Genomic DNA, 18,655 nt, shown 5'->3' on the forward strand with positions numbered 1-18,655 from the left:
GGCGCGGCGGCGTGCCGGGCGCGCCGCCGCTCGCTCCCCGGCCGGGGAGGCTCAGACGAACGCGGCGGTGCCGGTGATCGAGCGGCCGACGATCAGCGTGTTCATCTCGCGGGTGCCCTCGTAGGAGTAGAGGGCCTCCGCGTCGGCGAAGAAGCGGGCGACGCCGTAGTCGAGGACGATGCCGTTGCCGCCCATCACCTCGCGGCACCAGGCGACGGTCTCGCGCATCCGGGCCGTCGCGTAGGCCTTCGCGAGGGCGGAGTGCTCGTCACGCTGCTCGCCGGCGTCGAGCATCTCGGACACGCGGGTCGCCAGGGCGATGCTGGCCGTGATGTTGCCGATGCTCTTGACCAGGAGGTCCTGCACCAGCTGGTGCCCGACGAGCGGCTTGCCGAACTGCACGCGCTCCTTCGCGTAGCGCAGCGCCGCGTCGTAAGCGCCGATCGAGACGCCGATGGCCTGCCAGGCGACCTCGGCGCGGGTGAGCCGGAGCACCTTCGCGGTGTCGCGGAACGAGTTCGCGCCCTGCAGGCGCAGCGACTCCGGGACGCGGACGCCCTCGAGCACGATGTCGGCGTTCTGCACCGTGCGCAGGCTCTGCTTGCGCGCGATGGCGGTGGCGCGGTAGCCCGGTGTCGAGGTGGGGACGAGGAAGCCCTTCACCTGGCCGTCCTCCGCGTCCTTCGCCCAGATCACGGTCACGTCGCTGAAGGTCGCATTGCCGATCCAGCGCTTCTCGCCGTCGAGGATCCAGTCGTCGCCGTCCCGGCGGGCGGTGGTGCGCAGGCCCTGGGCGGAGTCGGAGCCGGAGTGCGGCTCGGTGAGGCCGAAGGCGCCGACGACCTCGCCCGAGGCGAGCTTCGGCAGCCACTCGGCGCGCTGCTCGTCGGAGCCGGCGACGCCGACCGTGCCCATCACCAGGCCGTTCTGCACGCCGACGTAGGTCGCGATGCCCGCGTCCACCCGGCCCAGCTCGAGCGCCACCCAGCCGCGGAACACGGCGGAGTTCTCTATCGCGCGGGTCTCGGGCCAGGAGAGGCCGATGACGCCGGTGGCGTGGATCCCGGGGATCAGCTGCCGCGGGAACTCCGCGCGCTCCCAGTACTCGTCGGCGATCGGCCGCACCTGCTCCTCGAGGAACGCGCGGACGCCGACCAGCAGCTCCTTCTCGGCGGGCGTGAGCGCCGCCTCGAACCCGTAGAAGTCGGCCCCCAGGGTCTCGAAGGTCGTGCTGTCCATGCTCTGTGCTCCCTCGCTCGTCGGATGCGGCACGGCTACCGCTCCGACGGCGACAGTGCTGCGACTCCCAGCGTACGAAGCGCGCCTGCGAGTGCCGCGTCCGCTGGCGGAGAGCACCAACAGGCGGGCCCTCCTCCCGGGCCCGCGTTGTGGATCCTGCTAGCGTCGCAGCGGAGCGGCCCCGGCGCGTCCGGCTGAGCGGCTCGGACCCACCCCTCGGACGGAAGGCCAGCGCTCCCGTGTTCATCCCGATCGGCAACACCCCCCGCGACTACGCCTGGGGCTCGCTCACCGGCATCTCGGAGGCCCTCGGCACCGCGCCCTCCGGCGCCCCTGAGGCCGAGCTCTGGCTCGGCGCGCACCCGGGCTCGCCCGCGCGCATCCTCGACCCCGCCTCGGTCGGCGCCGGCACGCTCGCCGAGTGGATCGCCGATCACCCCGAGGCGGCGCTCGCCGGAGTGGAGGGGTCGGTCGATCCGGTCTCGGGCGCTCCCCGTCTGCCGTTCCTGCTCAAGATCCTCGCGGCGGGCGGGCCGCTGTCGCTCCAGGCCCACCCCTCGTCCGAGCGGGCCCGGCGCCGGTTCGTCGAGGAGGAGGAGGCCGGCATCCCCCGCGACGCCGCCGATCGCAACTACAAGGACCCGTTCCACAAGCCCGAGCTGATCTACGCGCTCAGCGAGAGCTTCGACGCGCTCTGCGGCTTCCGCGAGCCGGCGGACGCCCGGGCGCTGCTCGCCGAGCTGGCCGGGCGCGCCCCGGCGGAGGAGGCGGCCGCGATCGCGCGGTTCGCCCGGACGCTCGAGGGCGAGCCCTCGGAGGTCCTCCGCGGCGCCGTGTCGTGGCTGCTCGCCGACGGCGACCGCGCCGAGGTCGCCGCGCTGGTGTCCGCGGTCGTCGCGGCGTCCGCGGGCGACGACCGCCTCGAGACGACCACGGTCCGGGACCTGGCCGAGAGCTACGCGGGCGACCCCGGCATCGTGCTCTCGCTCCTGCTCAACCGCGTCCGCCTCGCCCGTGGCGAGGTGCTCTACCTCCCCGCCGGCAACATCCACGCCTACCTCGCGGGCACGGGCGTGGAGCTGATGGCCGCCTCCGACAACGTGCTGCGCGGGGGCCTCACGCCCAAGCACATCGACGTGCCCGAGCTGGTGAGCGTGCTCGAGTTCTCGCCGCTGCCCGTGCCCTACCTCCCGGCCGAGCAGGCCGGACCGGGCGTGCGCGTCTACCGTCCGGACGTCCCCGACTTCGTGCTCGCCGTCGTGGAGCCGGAGTCGGAGACGCCGGCCCGCGTCGCCCTGCACGGACCCGCCATCGCGATCGCGACCGAGGGCTCGTTCTCGCTCGAGGGCGCCGAGGGCTCGGTCCGCGTCGAGCGCGGCGGCAGCGTGTTCGTGACCCCGTCGGAGGGCACTCTCGCCGTCACCGGACGGGGCACGCTCTTCGTCGCGACGGTCTGATCCCTCCAGCGATCCCGGTGCCGGCCGCTCAGGCGGCGAACGTGCGGCGGTAGGCCGCCGGCGTGGTCCGCAGGACGCGCGTGAAGTGGTGGCGCATCACCGCGGCCGTGCCGAAGCCGACCCGCGCGGCGACCGCCTCGAGGGTCAGCTCCGTCTCCTCCAGCAGCACCTGCGCCCGGAGGAGGCGCTGGCGGGTGAGCCAGGCGAGCGGAGTCGTGCCGAGGTCGGCCCGGAAGCGGCGCGCGAAGGTGCGGGGGGCCATCACGGCGCGACGGGCCAGCGCCTCGATCGAGAGGTCCTCGTCGAGGTGCTCCAGCATCCACTCGGTGACCTCGGCCAGCGAGTCCGCGCGCGCCTCGGGAACGGGGGTCCGCAGGTACTGCGCCTGCCCGCCGTGGCGCTGCGGGGGCACGACCATCCGCCGGGCGACGACGCTCGCCGCCGTCGCGCCCAGCTCCTCGCGCACCACGTGCAGCGCCGCGTCGATGCCGGCCGCGGTGCCCGCGCTCGTCACGATGCGCCCCTCCTGCACGTAGAGGACCTCGGGGTCCACCGTGACGGAGGGGAAGCGCCGGGCGAGCTCGGCGGCGTGCATCCAGTGGGTGGTCGCGCGCCGGCCGTCGAGCAGGCCCGCCTGCGCCAGGGTGAAGGCCCCGCTGCAGACGCTGAGGATCCACGCGCCGCGCTCGTGAGCCTCGCGGAGGAGGTCGAGCACCTGCTCGTCGGCGGGCCCGCGGCCGTGGGCGGGGACGGCGATCAGGTCCGCGTCCCGGGCCGCGTGGAGACCATCGGCGATCAGCAGGTCGAATCCGAGGCTCGTGCGGACGGGGCCCGGATCGGGAGTGGCGATCCGGAAGTCGAGGGCGGGACCTCCGTCGGCGCCGCGGTCGATCCCGAACACCTCGCAGACGACCCCGAACTCGAACGGCGCGAGGCCGGGCAGGGCGAGGAGGGCGACGGAGCGGAGCACGGCGGCAGGATATCGCCACCCGTCGTCATCCGGCCGATCCGCGCCGTCGATCCCCGCCGCTAGGGTGTCTTCCGGCGCGCGGAGTCGCGGGCCCGCACCGAGGAGGATCCACATGGCATGGCTGGTCACCGGGGGAGCCGGGTACATCGGGGCGCACGTGGTGCGCGCGTTCTCGGAGCAGGGCATCGACCCCGTCGTCCTCGACGACCTCTCCTCGGGGCACGCGTCGTTCGTGCCCGAGGGCGTCCCGTTCCACCAGGGCTCGATCCTCGACGAGGCCCTGCTCGACCGCGTGCTCGCCGAGCACGACATCGAGGGCGTCGTCCACGTCGCCGGGTTCAAGTACGCCGGAGTCTCGGTGCAGCGCCCCCTGCACACGTACGAGCAGAACGTCACCGGCACCATGCGCGTGCTGGCGGCGATGGAGCGCGCCGGGGTCTCCTCGATCGTCTTCTCCTCGAGCGCTGCCGTCTACGGCGCGGTCGACGTCGAGATCGTCACCGAGGACACCCCCAAGAGCCCGGAGTCGCCCTACGGCGAGTCGAAGCTGATCGGCGAGTGGCTGCTCGCGGACGCGGGGCGGGCGCACGGCGTCCGGCACGCCTCCCTGCGCTACTTCAACGTCGTCGGGTCCGGCTACCCGGACGTCTACGACACCAGCCCCCACAACCTCTTCCCCCTCGTCTTCGAGGCTCTGCTGGACGGCCGCACGCCCCGGATCAACGGCGACGACTACCCGACGCCGGACGGCACCTGCGTCCGCGACTACATCCACGTCGCCGACCTGGCGCTCGCGCACGTCGCCGCGGCGCGCCGCCTGGCCACGAGCGAGCCGATCGACCCGGTCTACAACCTGGGCAGCGGATCCGGGGCCTCCGTCGGGGAGATCATGCGCGCGATCGCCGACAGCACCGGCATCGCCTTCACGCCCGAGGTCGCCCCGCGGCGGCCGGGCGATCCGCCCCGCATCGTCGCCTCCGGTGAGACGGCGGCCCGCGACCTGGGCTGGGAGATGCGGCACACCGTCGCCGAGATGGTGGAGAGCGCCTGGCGCGCACGGAGCGCCGCGACCGCCTGACCGGATCTCACGTTCGCGACACGCCGGTGTGTCGTGAACCCTCCACGGCGGGTTGAGGGTTTATGGTCCGCGACTTGACCTGAGCGAATGACACCGCTGTAATTACCTAGGCAGCGGCTCCGGGAGGAGCGGCCGCCGATCATCGGTTCGCAGGCGGGGTAGGAGACGGCATGACGCTTCCGGAACAGCACTCCGGAGTCCCCGAGGACTGGTTCGTCGATCCGGTCCGTCTGGGCGTGCCCGGGGTCCGACCCGGTATCGACACCGCGACCGAGGCGCCGGGGGGCGCGCTCTCCTGGCAGGTCGACTCGCTGTGCGCGCAGACCGACCCCGAGGCCTTCTTCCCCGAGAAGGGCGGCTCGACCCGCGACGCCAAGAAGATCTGCACCTCGTGCGAGGTCCGGGCGCAGTGCCTCGAGTACGCGCTCGAGAACGACGAGCGCTTCGGCATCTGGGGCGGCCTCTCCGAGCGCGAGCGCCGGAAGCTGCGCCGCCGGGCCTAGTCTCCTCCTCGCCGCGACCCGACCGACGGGGCGGCGAGCCGCAGGCGGGCGGCGCGGCGGCATCGCTTAGGGTGGTCCGCGATGTATCCACGAGTCACCGCCGTCCTCGTCGCGCGCAACGGCGCGGCCTATCTGGAACGAACCCTCGCGGCCCTGCGGGCGCAGACCCGTCAGCCCGACGCGACGGTGTTCGTCGACGGAGGCTCGAAGGACACGACCGACGAGCTCCTCGCGTCCTGGGGTCCGACGCAGCTCGTGCAGGTCGCCGAGCACCTCCCCTTCGGCCAGGCCGTGGCCCGCGCTGTCCGCGTGATGCAGCCGCCGGCCGGAGAGGACGAGTGGCTGTGGCTGCTCGCGCAGGACTCCGCCCCCGAGCCCGGCGCCCTCGCGGCGCTGCTGGGAGCCGTCGAGGTCGCCCCCTCCGTCGCGGTCGCCGGCCCCAAGATCATGGACTGGACGCGCTCCGGCTACATCCGCAGCTACGGCGAGTCGATCACCAAGCACGGCACGACCGTCCACCTCGTCGAGGACGAGCTCGACCAGGGCCAGCACGACTCCACGCCCGACGTCCTGGCCGTCGCCGCCGGCGGCATGCTCGTGCGCCACTCCCTCTGGGAGGAGCTCGGCGGATTCGACCCCGGCCTGCCGGTCGTCGACGACGCGCTCGACTTCTCGATCCGCACCCGGCTCGCCGGACACCGGGTCAGCCGCGTGCCGGACGCCCGCGTCACCACCGCCCGCATCGGGCTGCAGCGCCCCGACGGCCGCCGCATCGACAGCGGCGAGCGGCGCCGGGCGCGCCAGCACCGCACCGCGCAGCTGCACCGCCGGCTCGCCTACGCGCCCGTCGCGCTCCTCCTCCTGCACTGGCTCTCGCTCGTCCCCCTGGCGATCGGCCGCGCGGTCGTGCGCCTGCTGCGCAAGCAGCCCGGGCTGGTCGGAGGGGAGCTGCTGGCGGCCCTCGTCGTCGCCTTCGGGGGGACGAAGGTGCTGCGGGCCCGCACCGTTCTCCGCTCGTCGAAGAACGTGGGCTGGAAGGCGATCGCGCCGCTGCGCATCCCGCTGGACGTGGTGCGGCAGCTGCGCTCGGTGCGCCACGACGCCGTGCGCGTGCAGGCCGGGCGGGACCGTCATCCGCTGCACTTCTTCCAGGGCGGGGGAGTGTGGGTCGTCCTCGTCGCCGCGCTCGCCGGCCTGGTGATCTACACGCCGCTCCTCGCTGCTCCCGCGCTCAGCGGCGGTGGTCTGCTGACGCTCTCGCCGACCGTCGGCGAGCTGTGGCGCAACGCGGCCTACGGCTGGCGCGACCTCGGCTCGGGGTTCATCGGCGCGGCGGACCCGTTCGCCTCCGTCCTCGCCGTGCTCGGCTCGCTGACCTTCTGGTCGCCCAGCTACTCGATGGTGCTGCTCTACCTCGTCGCGCTCCCCGCTGCCGCCCTCGGCGCCTGGCTGATGATCGCCCGGCTCACCCCGCGCGCGACCGCCCGCGCCGCCGGAGCCCTCGTCTACATCCTCGCTCCCGCCTTCTTCGCCGCGCAGGCCGACGGGCGCCCCGCCCCGCTGCTGGTGCACGTGCTGCTGCCCTGGCTCTTCTTCGCCGGGTTCGGCGCGTACCGCTCCTGGTCCGCCTCCGCGAGCGCCTCGATCCTGGCCGCGGCCGTCGTGGCGTGCGCGCCGGTGCTGGCCGTGCCGCTCCTGGTGATCTGGCTCGTCGTCGTCGCCACCTCGGGGCGGCGGATCGGCCGCTTCCTCGGCCTGCCGATCCCCGCGGCCGTCCTGCTCTTCCCGCTGGTGGTCGCCCGCGCACCGCGGGGCGACTGGCTCGGCGTCCTCGCGGATCCGGGCGTCCCGCTGCCCTCCGCGCAGTCGGACCTCGTCGCGCTGCTCGCCGGCTTCCCGGCCGGTCTGCCCGACGGATGGCTCGCGTTCCTCGGCGGTCTGGGGATCGGCGCCTCCGCCGCCCCGCTGGTCACGGCCGTGCTCGTCGTGCCGCTGATCGTCGCGGCGCTGGCCGCCCTCCTCCTCCCGAACAACCTCTCGGCCCTCGGCGGAGTCGGCGTGGCGGCGGCGGGTCTCGTGACCGCCTCGCTCGCCCAGGGCGTGCAGGTCGCGACCACCGGCTCCGAGGCGGTCTCCGTCTGGAGCGGCACCGGTCTCAGCCTCTACTGGCTCGGCCTGGTGATCGGCGCGTCGCTCTCGCTCGCCGCCGTGCGCTCCGTGCGCGTGGTGCCGGCGCTCGTCGTCACGGCCGCGGCGGCAGCACTGGTCGGTCCGCTCGCGGTGGCCTTCCCGACCGGCGCCGGCACGTCGGTGTCGACCACGTCGGACCGCTCGCTCCCCGCCTACGTGGCGGCCGAGGCCCGGAACGACCCGCGGGTGGGCACGATCGTGCTCGTCCCGCAGGCGGACGGCGGCGTCCTCGCCCGGCTGGAGCGCGGAGCGGGCGCGACCCTCGACCAGCAGTCGACCCTCGCGAACACCGGCGCCGAGAGCACGGACGCGATCGACGAGCTGGCGGGCAACCTCGTCTCGCGGACGGGCTACGACGTCCCCTCCGCGCTCGAGAGCCTCGGCGTGCGCTTCGTCGTGCTGACCGAGCCGGCCGGCACCCAGGTCGGCGACGCGGCCGCCGCCGTGCGCGCGCGGGCGGCCGTCTCCCTCGACGGCAACGCGGCGTTCTCGGCCGTCGGCGACACCCGCTACGGGCTCCTCTGGACGGCCGTCGACACCGAGGGGACCCGCACCGAGGCCGCTCCGTCCGGCGTGGTCGGGCCCTTCGGGATCGCCTACACGATCGCCCTCCTCCTCGTCTTCGTCGTCGCCCTCCTGCTGGCGGTGCCCACCGGGCTCTCGCTCGAGCGGGGCCGCTCCAGCGGCGCGGTCGCCGGGATCGACGACGAGCCGGGCGAGGCCACCGGCCAGTTCGACGACGGGAACGACGATGTCTGACCCCGCCGACCAGGAGAAGCAGATGCCCGAGTCCTCCGCCCGCCGCTCCCGCGCGGAGCGCCGCGCCGATCGCGCCGCGGCCTCAACGCCCGATCGCGCACCCTCGGCCGCCCGTCGGCGCCGGACGGCCCTGCGCGGTGCGGTGGGCGCGGCCGGAGTCGTGATCGCCGCGGCCGCCGTGGTCGTGCCCCAGCTCCTCCCGTCCCCCCTGGTCTCGAGCGCCGCGGAGGGCGTCGTCGTGACGCCCGTCGCGGCCGACAGCTCGCTGGTCTGCGGCGGCGATCTGATCGACGCCGGAGAGCCGGAGCAGCTGCGTGCCCTCGACGGCGCGGCGACCGCGGTCCGGCCCGAGGGCTCCACCTCGGACCCCACGGTCCTCGACGAGGACGACGTCGCCGCACCGGGCACCGGCATCACCGGTCTGAGCGTGCCCGCGGGCTCCGACCCCGCTCCCGGCGGAGCCACCGTCCAGGGCATCGGCACGGACACCCTCTCCGGACTGTCGGCCCGCGCCTGCGCCGAGCCCTCGGCCGACAGCTGGCTCGTGGCCGGCTCGACCGACGTCGGGCGCACCTCCGTGCTGATCCTGGCGAACCCGAGCGAGGTCGCCTCCACCGTCGACCTCACGCTCTTCTCCGAGACCGGCACCGTCCAGGCCACCGGCGCCACGGGCATCGTCGTTCCGGCCGGAGCGGTCCGCGCGCTCCCGCTCGCGGGGCTCGCCCCCGGGGTCGTCCAGCCCGTCGTGCACGTGACCGCCCGGGGCGGCGAGGTCGCCGCGAGCATGCAGAGCAGCGCCATCTCCGGCCTCACCCCGGAGGGCGTCGAGACCACCGGCCCCTCCGCCGGCCCGGACACGCTCGCCGTGATCGCCGGCTTCACCGTCACGTCGCCTCCGGCCGAGACCGCGAGCGACGACGGCAGCGGCGGCGCGGGCAGCCCCGTGCTGCGCATCCTCACCCCCGGCGACGCCGACAGCACGGTCTCGGTCGAGGTCACCAACGAGGACCCGAGCGGGTCGGGCGCCTCCACCCAGGTCGTCGTCCCCGCCGGCCTCGTCGGCGAGGTCCCGCTCACGGGCCTGGCGGACGGCTCCTACCGCATCGTCCTGCGGGCCGATCAGCCGATCGTCGCGGCGGGGCGGACGACCTCGACCGGCTCGGCCGGCACGGACTTCGCCTGGTTCGCCTCCGGCACCGCGACCACGACGCCCTTCGGCGTCGCCGGCACGGGCGAGGGCGACGCGCGGCTGCACCTGGTCAACGGCAGCGACTCGACCGCCTCGGTCGAGATCGAGGCCCCGGGCGGCACCCGCACGCTCGAGCTCGGCCCGTTCGCGGCTCTCGCGACCCCGCTGGACGGCGACGGCGCTGTCGTCAGCAGCACCCAGCCCGTGCAGGCCTCGGTCTCGATCGCGCGCGACGGGCGGATCGCCTCGTACACGATCGTCCCGCCGGGACCGCTCTCCTCGCCGATCACGGTCTACTCGCACTGAGACGCGGGGCGGCGGCGCCTCGGCGGTGCCGGCGCCTCAGAGCTGCCGGCGCCTCAGGGGTGCCGGTAGCGGTCCGGGGAGATGTCCCACGGGTCGCGGCCGAGCAGCTCCGCGACGGCGCGGAACACGTAGCTCTCGATCAGCATGCGCTGGTGCCACTCGTCGCGGCGGTGCAGCTTCGCCAGGCGCTCGATCGGCACACGGTAGAGCGTGATGCGGCGCGCGGCGTGGTCGACGCGCCACCGCGCGATGCCCGTGCCCTGCAGCCGGTCGGGGTCGACGTCGGGAGTCGCCGCGACGTCGACGCGGATGCCGGCGAGCTCCTCCGGCCAGGTGCCGCGGAGGTAGTCGAAGGCCGAGCCGATCGTCGCCTCGAAGAAGTCGGAGCGGGTCTGCAGCAGGGGGAGGTGCGGACCGGTGATCGGCCCTCGTGCGCCGCGGCCGTGCCGGTCGCGGGAGTCTCCGCGCGACCCGCTCGTCGGGCGAGCGGCGGAACGACGAGCACGGGGCATGGCTCCAGCCTATTGCTACTGTGGGCGGCGATGACCGGACGGCACTGCTCGCGGACGGGCTGCCGCGCGCAGGCCGTCGTCACGCTGACCTACGACTACCGCGACTCGCTGGTGGCGGTCGGGCCGCTGAGTCCTGCGCCGGATCCGCACGGCTACGACCTCTGCGCCGAGCACGACCGGCGGCTCCTCGTCCCGCGCGGCTGGGAGACCGTCCGCTACGGCGCGGGGCCCGCCTAGGCCGCTGCCGCGCGCGTCAGGGCCGCTCGGGGAAGCCGCGCGGCGTGCTCGAGAGCACCGGGGCCAGCCGCTCGAGGCGCTGGTCGGAGAGGAGAAGGGCGCGCTCCTCCCGCGCCCGGCGGAGGGCCGCCACGGCGAGGAGGAAGTCCTCCGCGGGCGCGGCGGGCAGCGGGGAGACGTGGACCGCGGTCTCGTCGGCCAGCGCGGCGGCGAGCTGCGAGCGCGAGGGCTCCGTCATGCCGTGGCGCTGGCGGAGGAACTGCGCCAGTCGGCGCGCCAGTGCGTCGGGGAGGCGCGCGGTGTCCGCCGTGACGGCCCAGCCCCGCAGCGGCTCCGGGATCTCGACGACCAGCGGCTCCGCGCGGGGAACGCGCTCGAGCTGGCTGTGCGTGCCCGCGAGGACGTCGCCGAGACGGCGCGATCGGCGCGAGAGGAGGCCGACGACCGCGGCGAGCCCGCCGAAGGTCATCAGGATCTCGAGGACGCCGGTGAGGCCGCGCACGAGGGCGTGCCGGAAGCCGATGGAACCGCCGTCGTCGCGGACGACGCGAGCGCCGACGGTGAGCTTCCCGAGCGAGCGGCCGCGACTGGCCGTCTCGACGGTGACCGGCACGATCACCACGGCGATGACGAGGGCCGCGATCGCCACGGCGGCCGAGGCGGCGGGGTCCAGGCCGCCGTCCCCGGAGAGGGAGGAGACCAGCAGGAACAGGCCCAGCGCGAGCAGGAGCTCCGCGATCAGGTCGATGATCGCGCCGACCGCGCGGAGCACGAACGAGGTGACGGGCACCTCGAGCGCGATCGCCTCGCCGGTGACCAGGTCGGCGTCGTCGAACTCGGTGCGCTGCTCCTCCACGGTGCTCCTCCCGGATGCTCGGCCTCGGCGGCGTGCCTGGCTATCCTGTCAGGAGATGGACATCGACGCTCTCTCGGCCGCCCGCACTGCGCAGTGGACCCGCCTCGACGAGCTCTCGCGCAGGCGCCGCCTGACCGGAGCCGAGGCGGACGAGCTGATCGAGCGCTACCAGGCGGCATCCGCGGACCTCGCCACGATCTCCTCCACCGCCGGATCGACGGCCGTCGGCACGCGGCTCGCCGTCTCGCTCTCGCGGGCTCGGGGACGCCTGACCGGCACGCGAGACGAGCCGCTCGCCGCGGTCTCCCGCTTCGTCGTCCTCTCGCTCCCGGCCGCTCTGCACCGGCTGCGCTGGCTGACGCTCGCCGTCGCCCTCGCGACCGCGGTGGTGGCGACGCTCTACGCGCTCTGGATCCTCGGCGACCCGCGCCTGCTCGCCGCGCTGGGCGACGACGAGGAGCTGCGGCGCTTCGCCCGAGGCGACTTCATCGACTACTACTCCGAGAACCCCGCCGCCTCGTTCGCCGGGCAGGTCTGGACCAACAACGCCTGGATCGCGGCGCAGTGCGTGGCCTTCGGGATCGTCGGCGTCTACGTGCCGTACATCCTGCTGCAGAACGCGCAGAACCTCGGCACGTCGATCGCGGTGATGTTCCATGTGGGGGAGGGCGACACGTTCTTCCTCTACATCGCGCCGCACGGCCAGCTCGAGCTGACGGCCGTGTTCGTCGCCGCGGCCGCGGGACTGCGGATCTTCTGGGCCTGGATCGCTCCCGGCGCGCGCACCCGCGGCCAGGCGCTCGCCGAGGACGCGCGGAGCCTGTTCACGGTGGCGATCGGCCTGGTCTTCGTGCTGCTCGTCTCGGGCGTGATCGAGGGGTTCGTCACTCCGGCGCCCTGGCCCTGGTGGCTCAAGATCGGGATCGGGGCGCTCGCCCTCGGCGCGTTCCTCTTCTACATGATCGTCGTCGGCGGGCGCGCGGTGCGGGCGGGGGAGATGGGCGACCTCGACCGGTTCGAGGCCGGGTCGCGGAGCATCGCGGCCGGCTGAGCCGAGCCGGACGAGCACGGCCGTCGAGTCGCGCTCCCGGGAGCGGCGACGGCCCCTCTCGCAGGTCAGAGCCGTCCGGCCGCCTTGAGGGCGAGGTAGCGGTCCGCGAGCGCCGGCGGGAGCGCGGAGGGGCTGCCGAGCACGACGTCCCCGCCGAGACGGCGGACGGCGGCCGAGAGCCGGTCGACGTCCGCGAGCGAGCGCTCCGCGGCGGCGGCGGAGTAGACCGCGGCCCGGTCGCTCCGGTCCTCCGCCATCCGCTGCAGCTCGGGGTCGAGCGCGCAGGCGACCACGACCGTGTGCACGCGGGTGAGCTGCGGGAGCACCGCGAGGAGCCCCTCCGCCGAGCCGACCGAGTCGAGCGCGGTGAGGAGCACCACCAGCGAGCGCTGGGAGACCAGGGTGCGCACCTGCGCGGGGACCGCCGCCCAGTCGGTCTCGATGAGCTGGGGCTGCACGGGGGCGAGGGCGTCCACGACGCGGGTCAGCACCTCCGTGCCGGTGGCGCCGTGCACGCGGGCTCGCCGGGTGCGGTCGAACGCGAGCACGTCGACCCGGTCGCCGGCCGAGGCCGCGAGGGCCGCCAGGAGGAGCGACGCCTCGATCGCCGTGTCCAGGCGCGGCTCGTCCTCGATCCGTGCGGCGGACGTGCGGCCCGTGTCGAGCACGACGATCACGCGCCGGTCGCGCTCCGGGCGCCAGGTGCGGACGACCGGCTCCCGGCGCCGCGCGGTCGCCCGCCAGTCGAGCGAGCGGACGTCGTCGCCGCGGACGTACTCGCGCAGGCTGTCGAACTCGGTCCCCTGGCCGCGGATCATCACGCTGGTCCGCCCCTCCAGCTCACGCAGCCGCGCCAGGCGCGAGGGCAGGTGGCGGCGGGAGCGGAAGGCGGGCAGCACCCGGACGACGGCCGGCGCGGCCCGCGTCGCCTGGCGGCCGGCCATCCCGAGCGGCCCGCGGGAGCGGATGGTGACGTGGAGTGCCCGGCGCTCGCCGCGGCGGATCGGCTCCAGGACCGTGGTCACCGCGCGGCGCTCGCCCGGCGGCAGACGCAGGGGCGACCGGGTCTCGAGGGCACCGGCCGAGGGCTCCCAGGCGTCGCGGAGGACCCCCGTGATCCTCCTGCGGCCGGTGCTCGTGACCAGGAGGGTCGCCTCGGCCCTCTCGCCGAGCCGCACCCGGTCCGGCACCCGCCGCTCGAGCACCACGGCCCGGGGCGAGCCCGCGACCGCGACGTCGATCCCGACGAGGACCGCCCAGGCCAGGAGCCAGAGGCCGAGCACGGCGAAGGCGACCTCGGGGCGGCCGCCCAGGAGGACGACCGGCACCAGGCCGACGAGGAGGACGAGGATACTGCGTCCGGTGAGGTGCACGGCTCAGACCGGGACGCGGACCTGCTGCAGGATCCCGCCCAGGACGGCCTCGGTGCGGACGCCCTCGAGCTCCGCCTCCGGCTCCAGCTGGATGCGGTGGCGCAGCACGGGCAGGACCATCGCCTGCACGTGGTCGGGGGTGATCGAGCCGTAGCCGTTGAGCCAGGCCCAGGCGCGGGACGCCGCGAGCAGGGCGGTCGAGCCGCGGGGGCTGGTGCCGAGCTTGACGCTCGGGCTCTCGCGGGTGGCGCGGGCGAGGTCGACGATGTAGCCGAGGACGTCGGGACCGGCTCCGACTCGCCGGGCCGAGGCCTGGGCGGCGCGCAGACGGGCGGCGTCGAGCACGGGTCGCACGCCCGCGGCGTCGAGGTCGCGCGGGTCGAAGCCCGCGGCGTGGCGCGAGAGCACCTCCACCTCGACGTCGCGCGGCGGGATGTCGAGCACGAGCTTGAGCAGGAACCGGTCCAGCTGGGCCTCCGGGAGCACGTAGGTCCCCTCGTACTCGACCGGGTTCTGGGTGGCGGCGACGAGGAACGGGTCCGGCAGAGGCAGGGTGCGCCCGTCGACGCTGACCTGGCGCTCCTCCATCGCCTCGAGGAGCGCGGCCTGGGTCTTCGGCGGCGTGCGGTTGATCTCGTCCGCCAGCAGGAGGTTCGTGAAGACCGGGCCCTCGCGGAAGGCGAAGCCGGAGGTGGAGGCGTCGTAGACGAGGGAGCCGGTGATGTCGCCGGGCATCAGGTCCGGCGTGAACTGCACCCGGCGGGTGTCGAGGCCGAGCGAGACGGACAGGGCGCGCACGAGCAGCGTCTTCGCGACTCCGGGGACGCCCTCGAGCAGGACGTGGCCGCCCGCGAGGAGGGCGATCAGGAGCCCGGAGACGGCGCCGTCCTGGCCGACGACCGCGCGGCCGACCTCGGAGCGGACCCGGTCGAGCTCGGCGCGCAGGTCGTCGTCGGAGACCGGCGCTCCGTCGCGGGCGGAGGGGGTGGTGTCGCTCATCGGGAGGGGCCTTCCGGTCGTCGGGCGGTCGTCGGGGAGAGGGCGGCGCGGAGCGCGCTCTCGAAGCGGAGGAGCTCGTCGGAGGCGGCGACGAGGGCGGCGTCGTCGCCCGGCAGGTCGTCGACGAGCAGACGGCGCAGCGCGGCCTGATCGCGGCCGAGGCGCTCGGCGGCGACGGCGACGATCTCGTCGACCCCGGTCGCCGGAGCGAGTCCCAGGAGCGCGGCCGTCCGCCGGAGGGTGCCGATGCGCAGTGCGTCGAGGGCGCGGGGCCGCAGGGCTCCGCGCGCGTAGAGCCGCGCGCGGCCGCGGGCCGTCTCGCTCGCATGCACGACGACCGGCAGCGGCTCGACCGCGAGCGGGCCGAGCCGGCGGCCGCGCCAGACGGCGGAGGCGACGAACACGGCCACCAGCAGCAGGAGAGCCGGAGTCACCCAGCCGGGGGCGAGGTCGGCGGGTGCAGGGGTGGTGCTCGCCGAGTCGGCGGCTCCGGCGCGGTACCAGACCAGCCGGTCCTCACCGCCGAGCAGTCCGAGTGCGAGAGCGGCGCGGCCGTCCTGGCCGATGGTGCCGTTGCGGAGGAGGTCGGCGTCGCCGATCGCGGTGACGTCGGCGCCCTGCGGGAACCCGGTGCTCACGAGCAGGAAGCCGTCGTCGCCCGAGGGGAAGCAGCCGACCGCGTCGCCGTCGTCGAGGATCCGGTACGTGCTCCCTCCGGCGGGGAGCGTCCCGGCGCGCTCGGCCGCCGGGAGCGGGCACTCGGCGCGGAAGGGGCCGTCGCCGGCCGGGGAGCCGGCGAAGCGGACGTCCGGCAGCAGGGCGTCGAGCGCGGCTCCTCCCGGGGTCACCAGGACGAGCGAGGCCGAGGCGCGGGCGAGCCGGCGGTACTGGGCCTCGTCGAGGGCCACGTCCGGGTCGTCGACGAGCAGTGTCGCGTCCGGGGAGGAGGCGGCGAGAGCGGAGTCCAGGTCGTCGGCGCGGACGACCTCGACGCCCTGATCGCGCAGCACCTGGGCGAGCGCGCGGGCGCCGTCCGGGGTCGCGCTGTCGACGTCGAGGTCCGGGGCGGCCACCCGGGTCCCGGTCGCGACGGTGAGCAGCAGAGTGCCGACCGCGACGATCACGAGCAGGAGCACCCACACCCGTCCGCGGCGCAGCAGCGCGCCGAGGGTCGGGCTGGAGACCGTGTCGGCGCTCACCGGGGCGCCGCCAGGGCGTCCAGGACCGGCGAGGCCGCGGCGAGCTCGCGGTCCAGAGCCGCGACCCGCTCGTACTCGGCCGGGCCGCAGGGCTGCCCGAGGTAGCGCACGCGGTCGAAGTCGTCGGCCGTGCGGCGCAGCGCGGCGGCGGAGGAGGGGAAGGCCGCGGAGGCGCGCGACGCCAGGCCGAGCGCGGTCGTGCCGGGCGAGACCCGCAGGACGGTCCGCTGGTCGAGGGAGCGCACCAGGGCGCGGAAGCGCTCGACGAGCGCCTCGTCCCAGTCCCCGCGGGCGGCCGCGGCCTCGGCGAGCGAGCGGAGGGTCGCGGCCGAGCGGGTGTCGTCGTCGGCGAGCACCGCTCCCGTGACGGTGCTGCGGCGACCGGCGCGGGGCCGTCCGGCGATGACGAGCGCGGCGACCACGAGCGCCACCAGCACCAGCACACCGATCACGGCGGCGATCGGCACCGGCGGGCCGTCGCCCTGCAGCGTGAGGGAGGCGAACCAGTCGCGCACCGCCTGCACCACCCGGTCGAAGAGGGTCGGCTCGGCCGCCCGGTAGCGCGGGTCGGCGAGCTCCTCGAGGAGGAGTCGGCGCGCCTGCTCCGCGTCGGGCTCGAGAGGGGCCGCGGCGAGGATCACGGGCGCTCCGGCACGGGGAAGGGATCGGGGGAGGGGCGGCCCGCCGCGCGCTCCTCGACGTGGCGCATCAGCACCAGGTCGAAGCCCTCGCGGCGCATCCGTCGGTCGAGGTAGACGAGGCCCGTCACGGCCGACTGGAGCACGGTGCCGACGGCGCCGATCACGAAGCCCACGGCGACGGAGGCGATCGTCACCACGAGCGAGGTGACGAGCTGCGCGTCCGGGTCGGTCGGGGCGATCAGGGCGCCGGCGATCGGGATGAGCAGGCTGAACGGCGTGGCCACGATCTGGCCGGCGACCTGGATGATCACGGTCATCAGCGCGAGCGCGCCGAAGGTGCGCCAGAAGCCGCCCGCCACCAGCCGCCAGGAGCGCGCCACCGCACGGCGCAGCGGCAGCCGCTCGACGACGATCAGGCTCGGAACCAGGGCGAGCTTCGTCGACAGCCAGACCCCCAGCGCGAGGGCGAGCAGGCCGGAGCCGACGAGTACCAGGATCCCGCCGACGATCGCGCTCGACGTCCCGTCCATCGCTCCGATGACGAACAGCGGCACGGCGAGCGCCACGGCGAGGAGCACCAGGAGGAGGTAGCCGACGCCCTGCAGGACCGTCCAGCCGATCAGCGCCCAGAAGCGGCCCCGCAGCCGGGCGAGCAGCTGTCGGAAGGTCGCCCGCTCGCCGAGGACGCCGCGGGTGACCTCGAGCACGACCACGCCCTGCACGAGGGCGCCGCTGGCGAGCGAGACGGCGAGGGGGATGAGGGCGGCCAGGACCACGACCGCGAGGGAGCCCGCGCCGACGGCGTCGCGGTCGGCGGACTCCGCCTGCGCGATGCGCCCGACGGCGAGCACCGCGATCAGGCCGTAGACCGCCAGGGCGAGCACCGACCCGAGGCCCTGCACCAGCAGGGCGACGCCCAGGGTCGTGCGGGGGCTGCGGCGGAGGACCTGGAACGGGGCGCCGAGCAGGGTGCCGAAGCCGAGCGGGCGCAGCGGCACGAGACCGGGCTTGGGCGGGGGAGTCCAGCCGGGCGCTGGGCGTCCGGGCGACCAGGGGCCGGCGCCGGCGGGCGACCAGGAGCCCCCGGCGGGACCGGGTGGTACGGGGCCTGCGCTCGGCGGCGCGGGCGACCAGGCCGGGGCGACGGGAGCGGGCAGCGGCCTGCGCCGGTCGCCGTCCTGCGCCGGGACGGCCGCGTCGTCCGGACGCCCTGCGGGCGGGGGCCACTGAGCTGCGTCGGTCATCCCCTCCATGCTGTCACAGGCGTGCGGGCGGGGTCCTCCCCCGAGCGGACCCCCTTAGCCCGCAGAGCCCGCTCCCCGCCCACGGAGAGGTGCGTCGGTTAGCCTGGGTCGGGTCACCGTGCGCGCCGTGGGCGGGCGCGACCCGAGACGAGGAAGAGCAGACCGATGAGCGCGCGCATTCTGGTGGTCGACGACGACGCCGCCCTGGCCGAGATGATCGGCATCGTCCTGCGCGCCGACGGGTACGACGTCTCCTTCTGCGCGGACGGCTCAGGCGCCCTCGAGGCCTTCCGGCGGGCCCGGCCGGACCTGGTCCTGCTCGACCTGATGCTGCCCGGGATCGACGGGATCGAGGTGTGCCGCGCGATCCGCGCCGAGTCCGGCGTCCCCGTCATCATGCTGACGGCCAAGTCCGACACCTCCGACGTCGTGCAGGGCCTCGAGTCCGGCGCCGACGACTACATGGTCAAGCCGTTCGACCCCAAGGAGCTCGTCGCGCGGATCAGGACGCGCCTGCGTCCCGCCACCGCCGCCGCGAACGCGGTGCTGCAGGTCGGGGACCTGAGCCTCGACGTCGCCGGCCACGAGGTCCGCCGCGGCGAGACGCGCATCGGCCTGACCCCGCTCGAGTTCGACCTCCTCCTCGCCCTCGCCTCCAAGCCCCAGCAGGTCTTCACCCGCGAGATGCTGCTCGAGCAGGTCTGGGGCTACCACTACAAGGCCGACACCCGCCTCGTGAACGTGCACGTCCAGCGCCTGCGCGCCAAGGTCGAGAAGGACCCGGACGACCCCCGCATCGTGATGACCGTGCGCGGCGTCGGCTACCGCGCCGGCGCCGTCCTCCCGGGCTGA

Annotated in this window: 17 protein-coding genes; 8 read left to right on the forward strand and 9 right to left on the reverse strand. The window is 75.2% G+C overall.

What is annotated here, in order from left to right; genetic code table 11:
- Positions 1 to 51: 51 nt before the first annotated feature.
- On the reverse strand, positions 52 to 1,239 hold the full coding sequence (locus tag C5C46_RS01995) for an acyl-CoA dehydrogenase family protein (RefSeq protein ID WP_104224149.1): 1,188 nt from the start codon (positions 1,237 to 1,239) through the stop codon (positions 52 to 54).
- 239 nt (positions 1,240 to 1,478) lie between these two features.
- Between C5C46_RS01995 and manA the strand changes: the two genes are divergently transcribed.
- Complete coding sequence (gene manA / locus C5C46_RS02000; protein ID WP_104225480.1) at positions 1,479 to 2,696, forward strand: mannose-6-phosphate isomerase, class I; 1,218 nt, start codon at positions 1,479 to 1,481, stop codon at positions 2,694 to 2,696.
- A 28-nt stretch (positions 2,697 to 2,724) separates the two neighbouring features.
- Here the strand turns inward: manA and C5C46_RS02005 are convergent, their stop codons facing one another.
- Positions 2,725 to 3,666, reverse strand: a complete 942-nt coding sequence (locus C5C46_RS02005) for a GlxA family transcriptional regulator (RefSeq protein ID WP_104224147.1) — start codon at positions 3,664 to 3,666, stop codon at positions 2,725 to 2,727.
- A 112-nt stretch (positions 3,667 to 3,778) separates the two neighbouring features.
- Here C5C46_RS02005 and galE point away from each other — a divergent pair, with 112 nt between their 5' ends.
- From galE to C5C46_RS02025, 4 genes are all read left to right on the forward strand, one after another.
- Positions 3,779 to 4,744: a UDP-glucose 4-epimerase GalE gene (gene galE, locus C5C46_RS02010; RefSeq protein ID WP_104224146.1), complete on the forward strand. Its 966-nt coding sequence runs from the start codon at positions 3,779 to 3,781 to the stop codon at positions 4,742 to 4,744.
- Between the two features lie 170 nt (positions 4,745 to 4,914).
- On the forward strand, positions 4,915 to 5,247 hold the full coding sequence (locus C5C46_RS02015; RefSeq protein ID WP_104224145.1) for a WhiB family transcriptional regulator: 333 nt from the start codon (positions 4,915 to 4,917) through the stop codon (positions 5,245 to 5,247).
- An 81-nt stretch (positions 5,248 to 5,328) separates the two neighbouring features.
- Positions 5,329 to 8,196, forward strand: coding sequence for a glycosyltransferase family 2 protein (locus tag C5C46_RS02020; protein ID WP_104224144.1), 2,868 nt, complete (start codon positions 5,329 to 5,331; stop codon positions 8,194 to 8,196).
- Complete coding sequence (locus C5C46_RS02025; protein ID WP_146078918.1) at positions 8,189 to 9,691, forward strand: DUF5719 family protein; 1,503 nt, start codon at positions 8,189 to 8,191, stop codon at positions 9,689 to 9,691. The genes C5C46_RS02020 and C5C46_RS02025 overlap by 8 nt, the downstream gene beginning before the upstream one ends.
- A gap of 53 nt (positions 9,692 to 9,744) precedes the next feature.
- Here C5C46_RS02025 and C5C46_RS02030 read toward each other — a convergent pair whose 3' ends face one another.
- Positions 9,745 to 10,203 carry a metallopeptidase family protein gene (locus tag C5C46_RS02030; protein WP_104225482.1) on the reverse strand — a complete coding sequence of 153 codons (459 nt, stop codon included), beginning with the start codon at positions 10,201 to 10,203 and terminating at the stop codon, positions 9,745 to 9,747.
- 30 nt (positions 10,204 to 10,233) lie between these two features.
- On the opposite strand from C5C46_RS02030, the gene C5C46_RS02035 reads away from it, so the two are divergent.
- A complete protein-coding gene (locus C5C46_RS02035) occupies positions 10,234 to 10,440 on the forward strand; it encodes a DUF3499 family protein (protein WP_104224141.1) in 207 nt (68 codons plus the stop codon).
- A gap of 16 nt (positions 10,441 to 10,456) precedes the next feature.
- Here C5C46_RS02035 and C5C46_RS02040 read toward each other — a convergent pair whose 3' ends face one another.
- Positions 10,457 to 11,296, reverse strand: coding sequence for an RDD family protein (locus tag C5C46_RS02040; protein ID WP_104224140.1), 840 nt, complete (start codon positions 11,294 to 11,296; stop codon positions 10,457 to 10,459).
- Positions 11,297 to 11,351: 55 nt separating this feature from the next.
- Here C5C46_RS02040 and C5C46_RS02045 point away from each other — a divergent pair, with 55 nt between their 5' ends.
- Positions 11,352 to 12,347 carry a stage II sporulation protein M gene (locus C5C46_RS02045; protein WP_104225483.1) on the forward strand — a complete coding sequence of 332 codons (996 nt, stop codon included), beginning with the start codon at positions 11,352 to 11,354 and terminating at the stop codon, positions 12,345 to 12,347.
- A gap of 65 nt (positions 12,348 to 12,412) precedes the next feature.
- Here the strand turns inward: C5C46_RS02045 and C5C46_RS02050 are convergent, their stop codons facing one another.
- The 5 genes from C5C46_RS02050 to C5C46_RS02070 are packed head-to-tail and all read right to left on the reverse strand — an operon-like array spanning position 12,413 to position 17,803.
- Complete coding sequence (locus tag C5C46_RS02050; RefSeq protein WP_104225484.1) at positions 12,413 to 13,720, reverse strand: DUF58 domain-containing protein; 1,308 nt, start codon at positions 13,718 to 13,720, stop codon at positions 12,413 to 12,415.
- Between the two features lie 3 nt (positions 13,721 to 13,723).
- Entirely contained in the window at positions 13,724 to 14,719 is a 996-nt protein-coding gene (locus tag C5C46_RS02055; protein ID WP_104224137.1) for a MoxR family ATPase, read from the reverse strand.
- Complete coding sequence (locus C5C46_RS02060) at positions 14,716 to 15,918, reverse strand: DUF4350 domain-containing protein (RefSeq protein ID WP_104225485.1); 1,203 nt, start codon at positions 15,916 to 15,918, stop codon at positions 14,716 to 14,718. Before C5C46_RS02060 ends, C5C46_RS02055 begins: the two co-directional genes overlap by 4 nt.
- Positions 15,915 to 16,559 carry a DUF4129 domain-containing protein gene (locus C5C46_RS02065; protein WP_104225486.1) on the reverse strand — a complete coding sequence of 215 codons (645 nt, stop codon included), beginning with the start codon at positions 16,557 to 16,559 and terminating at the stop codon, positions 15,915 to 15,917. Before C5C46_RS02065 ends, C5C46_RS02060 begins: the two co-directional genes overlap by 4 nt.
- Positions 16,556 to 17,803, reverse strand: coding sequence for a hypothetical protein (locus tag C5C46_RS02070; RefSeq protein WP_146078919.1), 1,248 nt, complete (start codon positions 17,801 to 17,803; stop codon positions 16,556 to 16,558). The genes C5C46_RS02065 and C5C46_RS02070 overlap by 4 nt, the downstream gene beginning before the upstream one ends.
- A gap of 165 nt (positions 17,804 to 17,968) precedes the next feature.
- Between C5C46_RS02070 and mtrA the strand changes: the two genes are divergently transcribed.
- A complete protein-coding gene (mtrA, locus tag C5C46_RS02075) occupies positions 17,969 to 18,655 on the forward strand; it encodes an MtrAB system response regulator MtrA (RefSeq protein ID WP_104224133.1) in 687 nt (228 codons plus the stop codon).

This window comes from Rathayibacter sp. AY1E6 (assembly GCF_002931115.1).
GTDB lineage: Bacteria > Actinomycetota > Actinomycetes > Actinomycetales > Microbacteriaceae > Rathayibacter.

Excerpts from the sequence above, each read along its gene's own strand:
- C5C46_RS02035 (WP_104224141.1), top strand. The coding sequence starts at position 10,234 with ATGACCGGACGGCACTGCTCGCGGACGGGCTGCCGCGCGCAGGCCGTC.
- C5C46_RS02030 (WP_104225482.1), bottom strand. The coding sequence starts at position 10,203 with ATGCCCCGTGCTCGTCGTTCCGCCGCTCGCCCGACGAGCGGGTCGCGC.
- mtrA (WP_104224133.1), top strand. The coding sequence starts at position 17,969 with ATGAGCGCGCGCATTCTGGTGGTCGACGACGACGCCGCCCTGGCCGAG.
- C5C46_RS01995 (WP_104224149.1), bottom strand. The coding sequence starts at position 1,239 with ATGGACAGCACGACCTTCGAGACCCTGGGGGCCGACTTCTACGGGTTC.
- C5C46_RS02025 (WP_146078918.1), top strand. The coding sequence starts at position 8,189 with ATGTCTGACCCCGCCGACCAGGAGAAGCAGATGCCCGAGTCCTCCGCC.
- C5C46_RS02020 (WP_104224144.1), top strand. The coding sequence starts at position 5,329 with ATGTATCCACGAGTCACCGCCGTCCTCGTCGCGCGCAACGGCGCGGCC.
- C5C46_RS02070 (WP_146078919.1), bottom strand. The coding sequence starts at position 17,803 with ATGACCGACGCAGCTCAGTGGCCCCCGCCCGCAGGGCGTCCGGACGAC.
- C5C46_RS02015 (WP_104224145.1), top strand. The coding sequence starts at position 4,915 with ATGACGCTTCCGGAACAGCACTCCGGAGTCCCCGAGGACTGGTTCGTC.
- C5C46_RS02055 (WP_104224137.1), bottom strand. The coding sequence starts at position 14,719 with ATGAGCGACACCACCCCCTCCGCCCGCGACGGAGCGCCGGTCTCCGAC.
- galE (WP_104224146.1), top strand. The coding sequence starts at position 3,779 with ATGGCATGGCTGGTCACCGGGGGAGCCGGGTACATCGGGGCGCACGTG.
- C5C46_RS02045 (WP_104225483.1), top strand. The coding sequence starts at position 11,352 with ATGGACATCGACGCTCTCTCGGCCGCCCGCACTGCGCAGTGGACCCGC.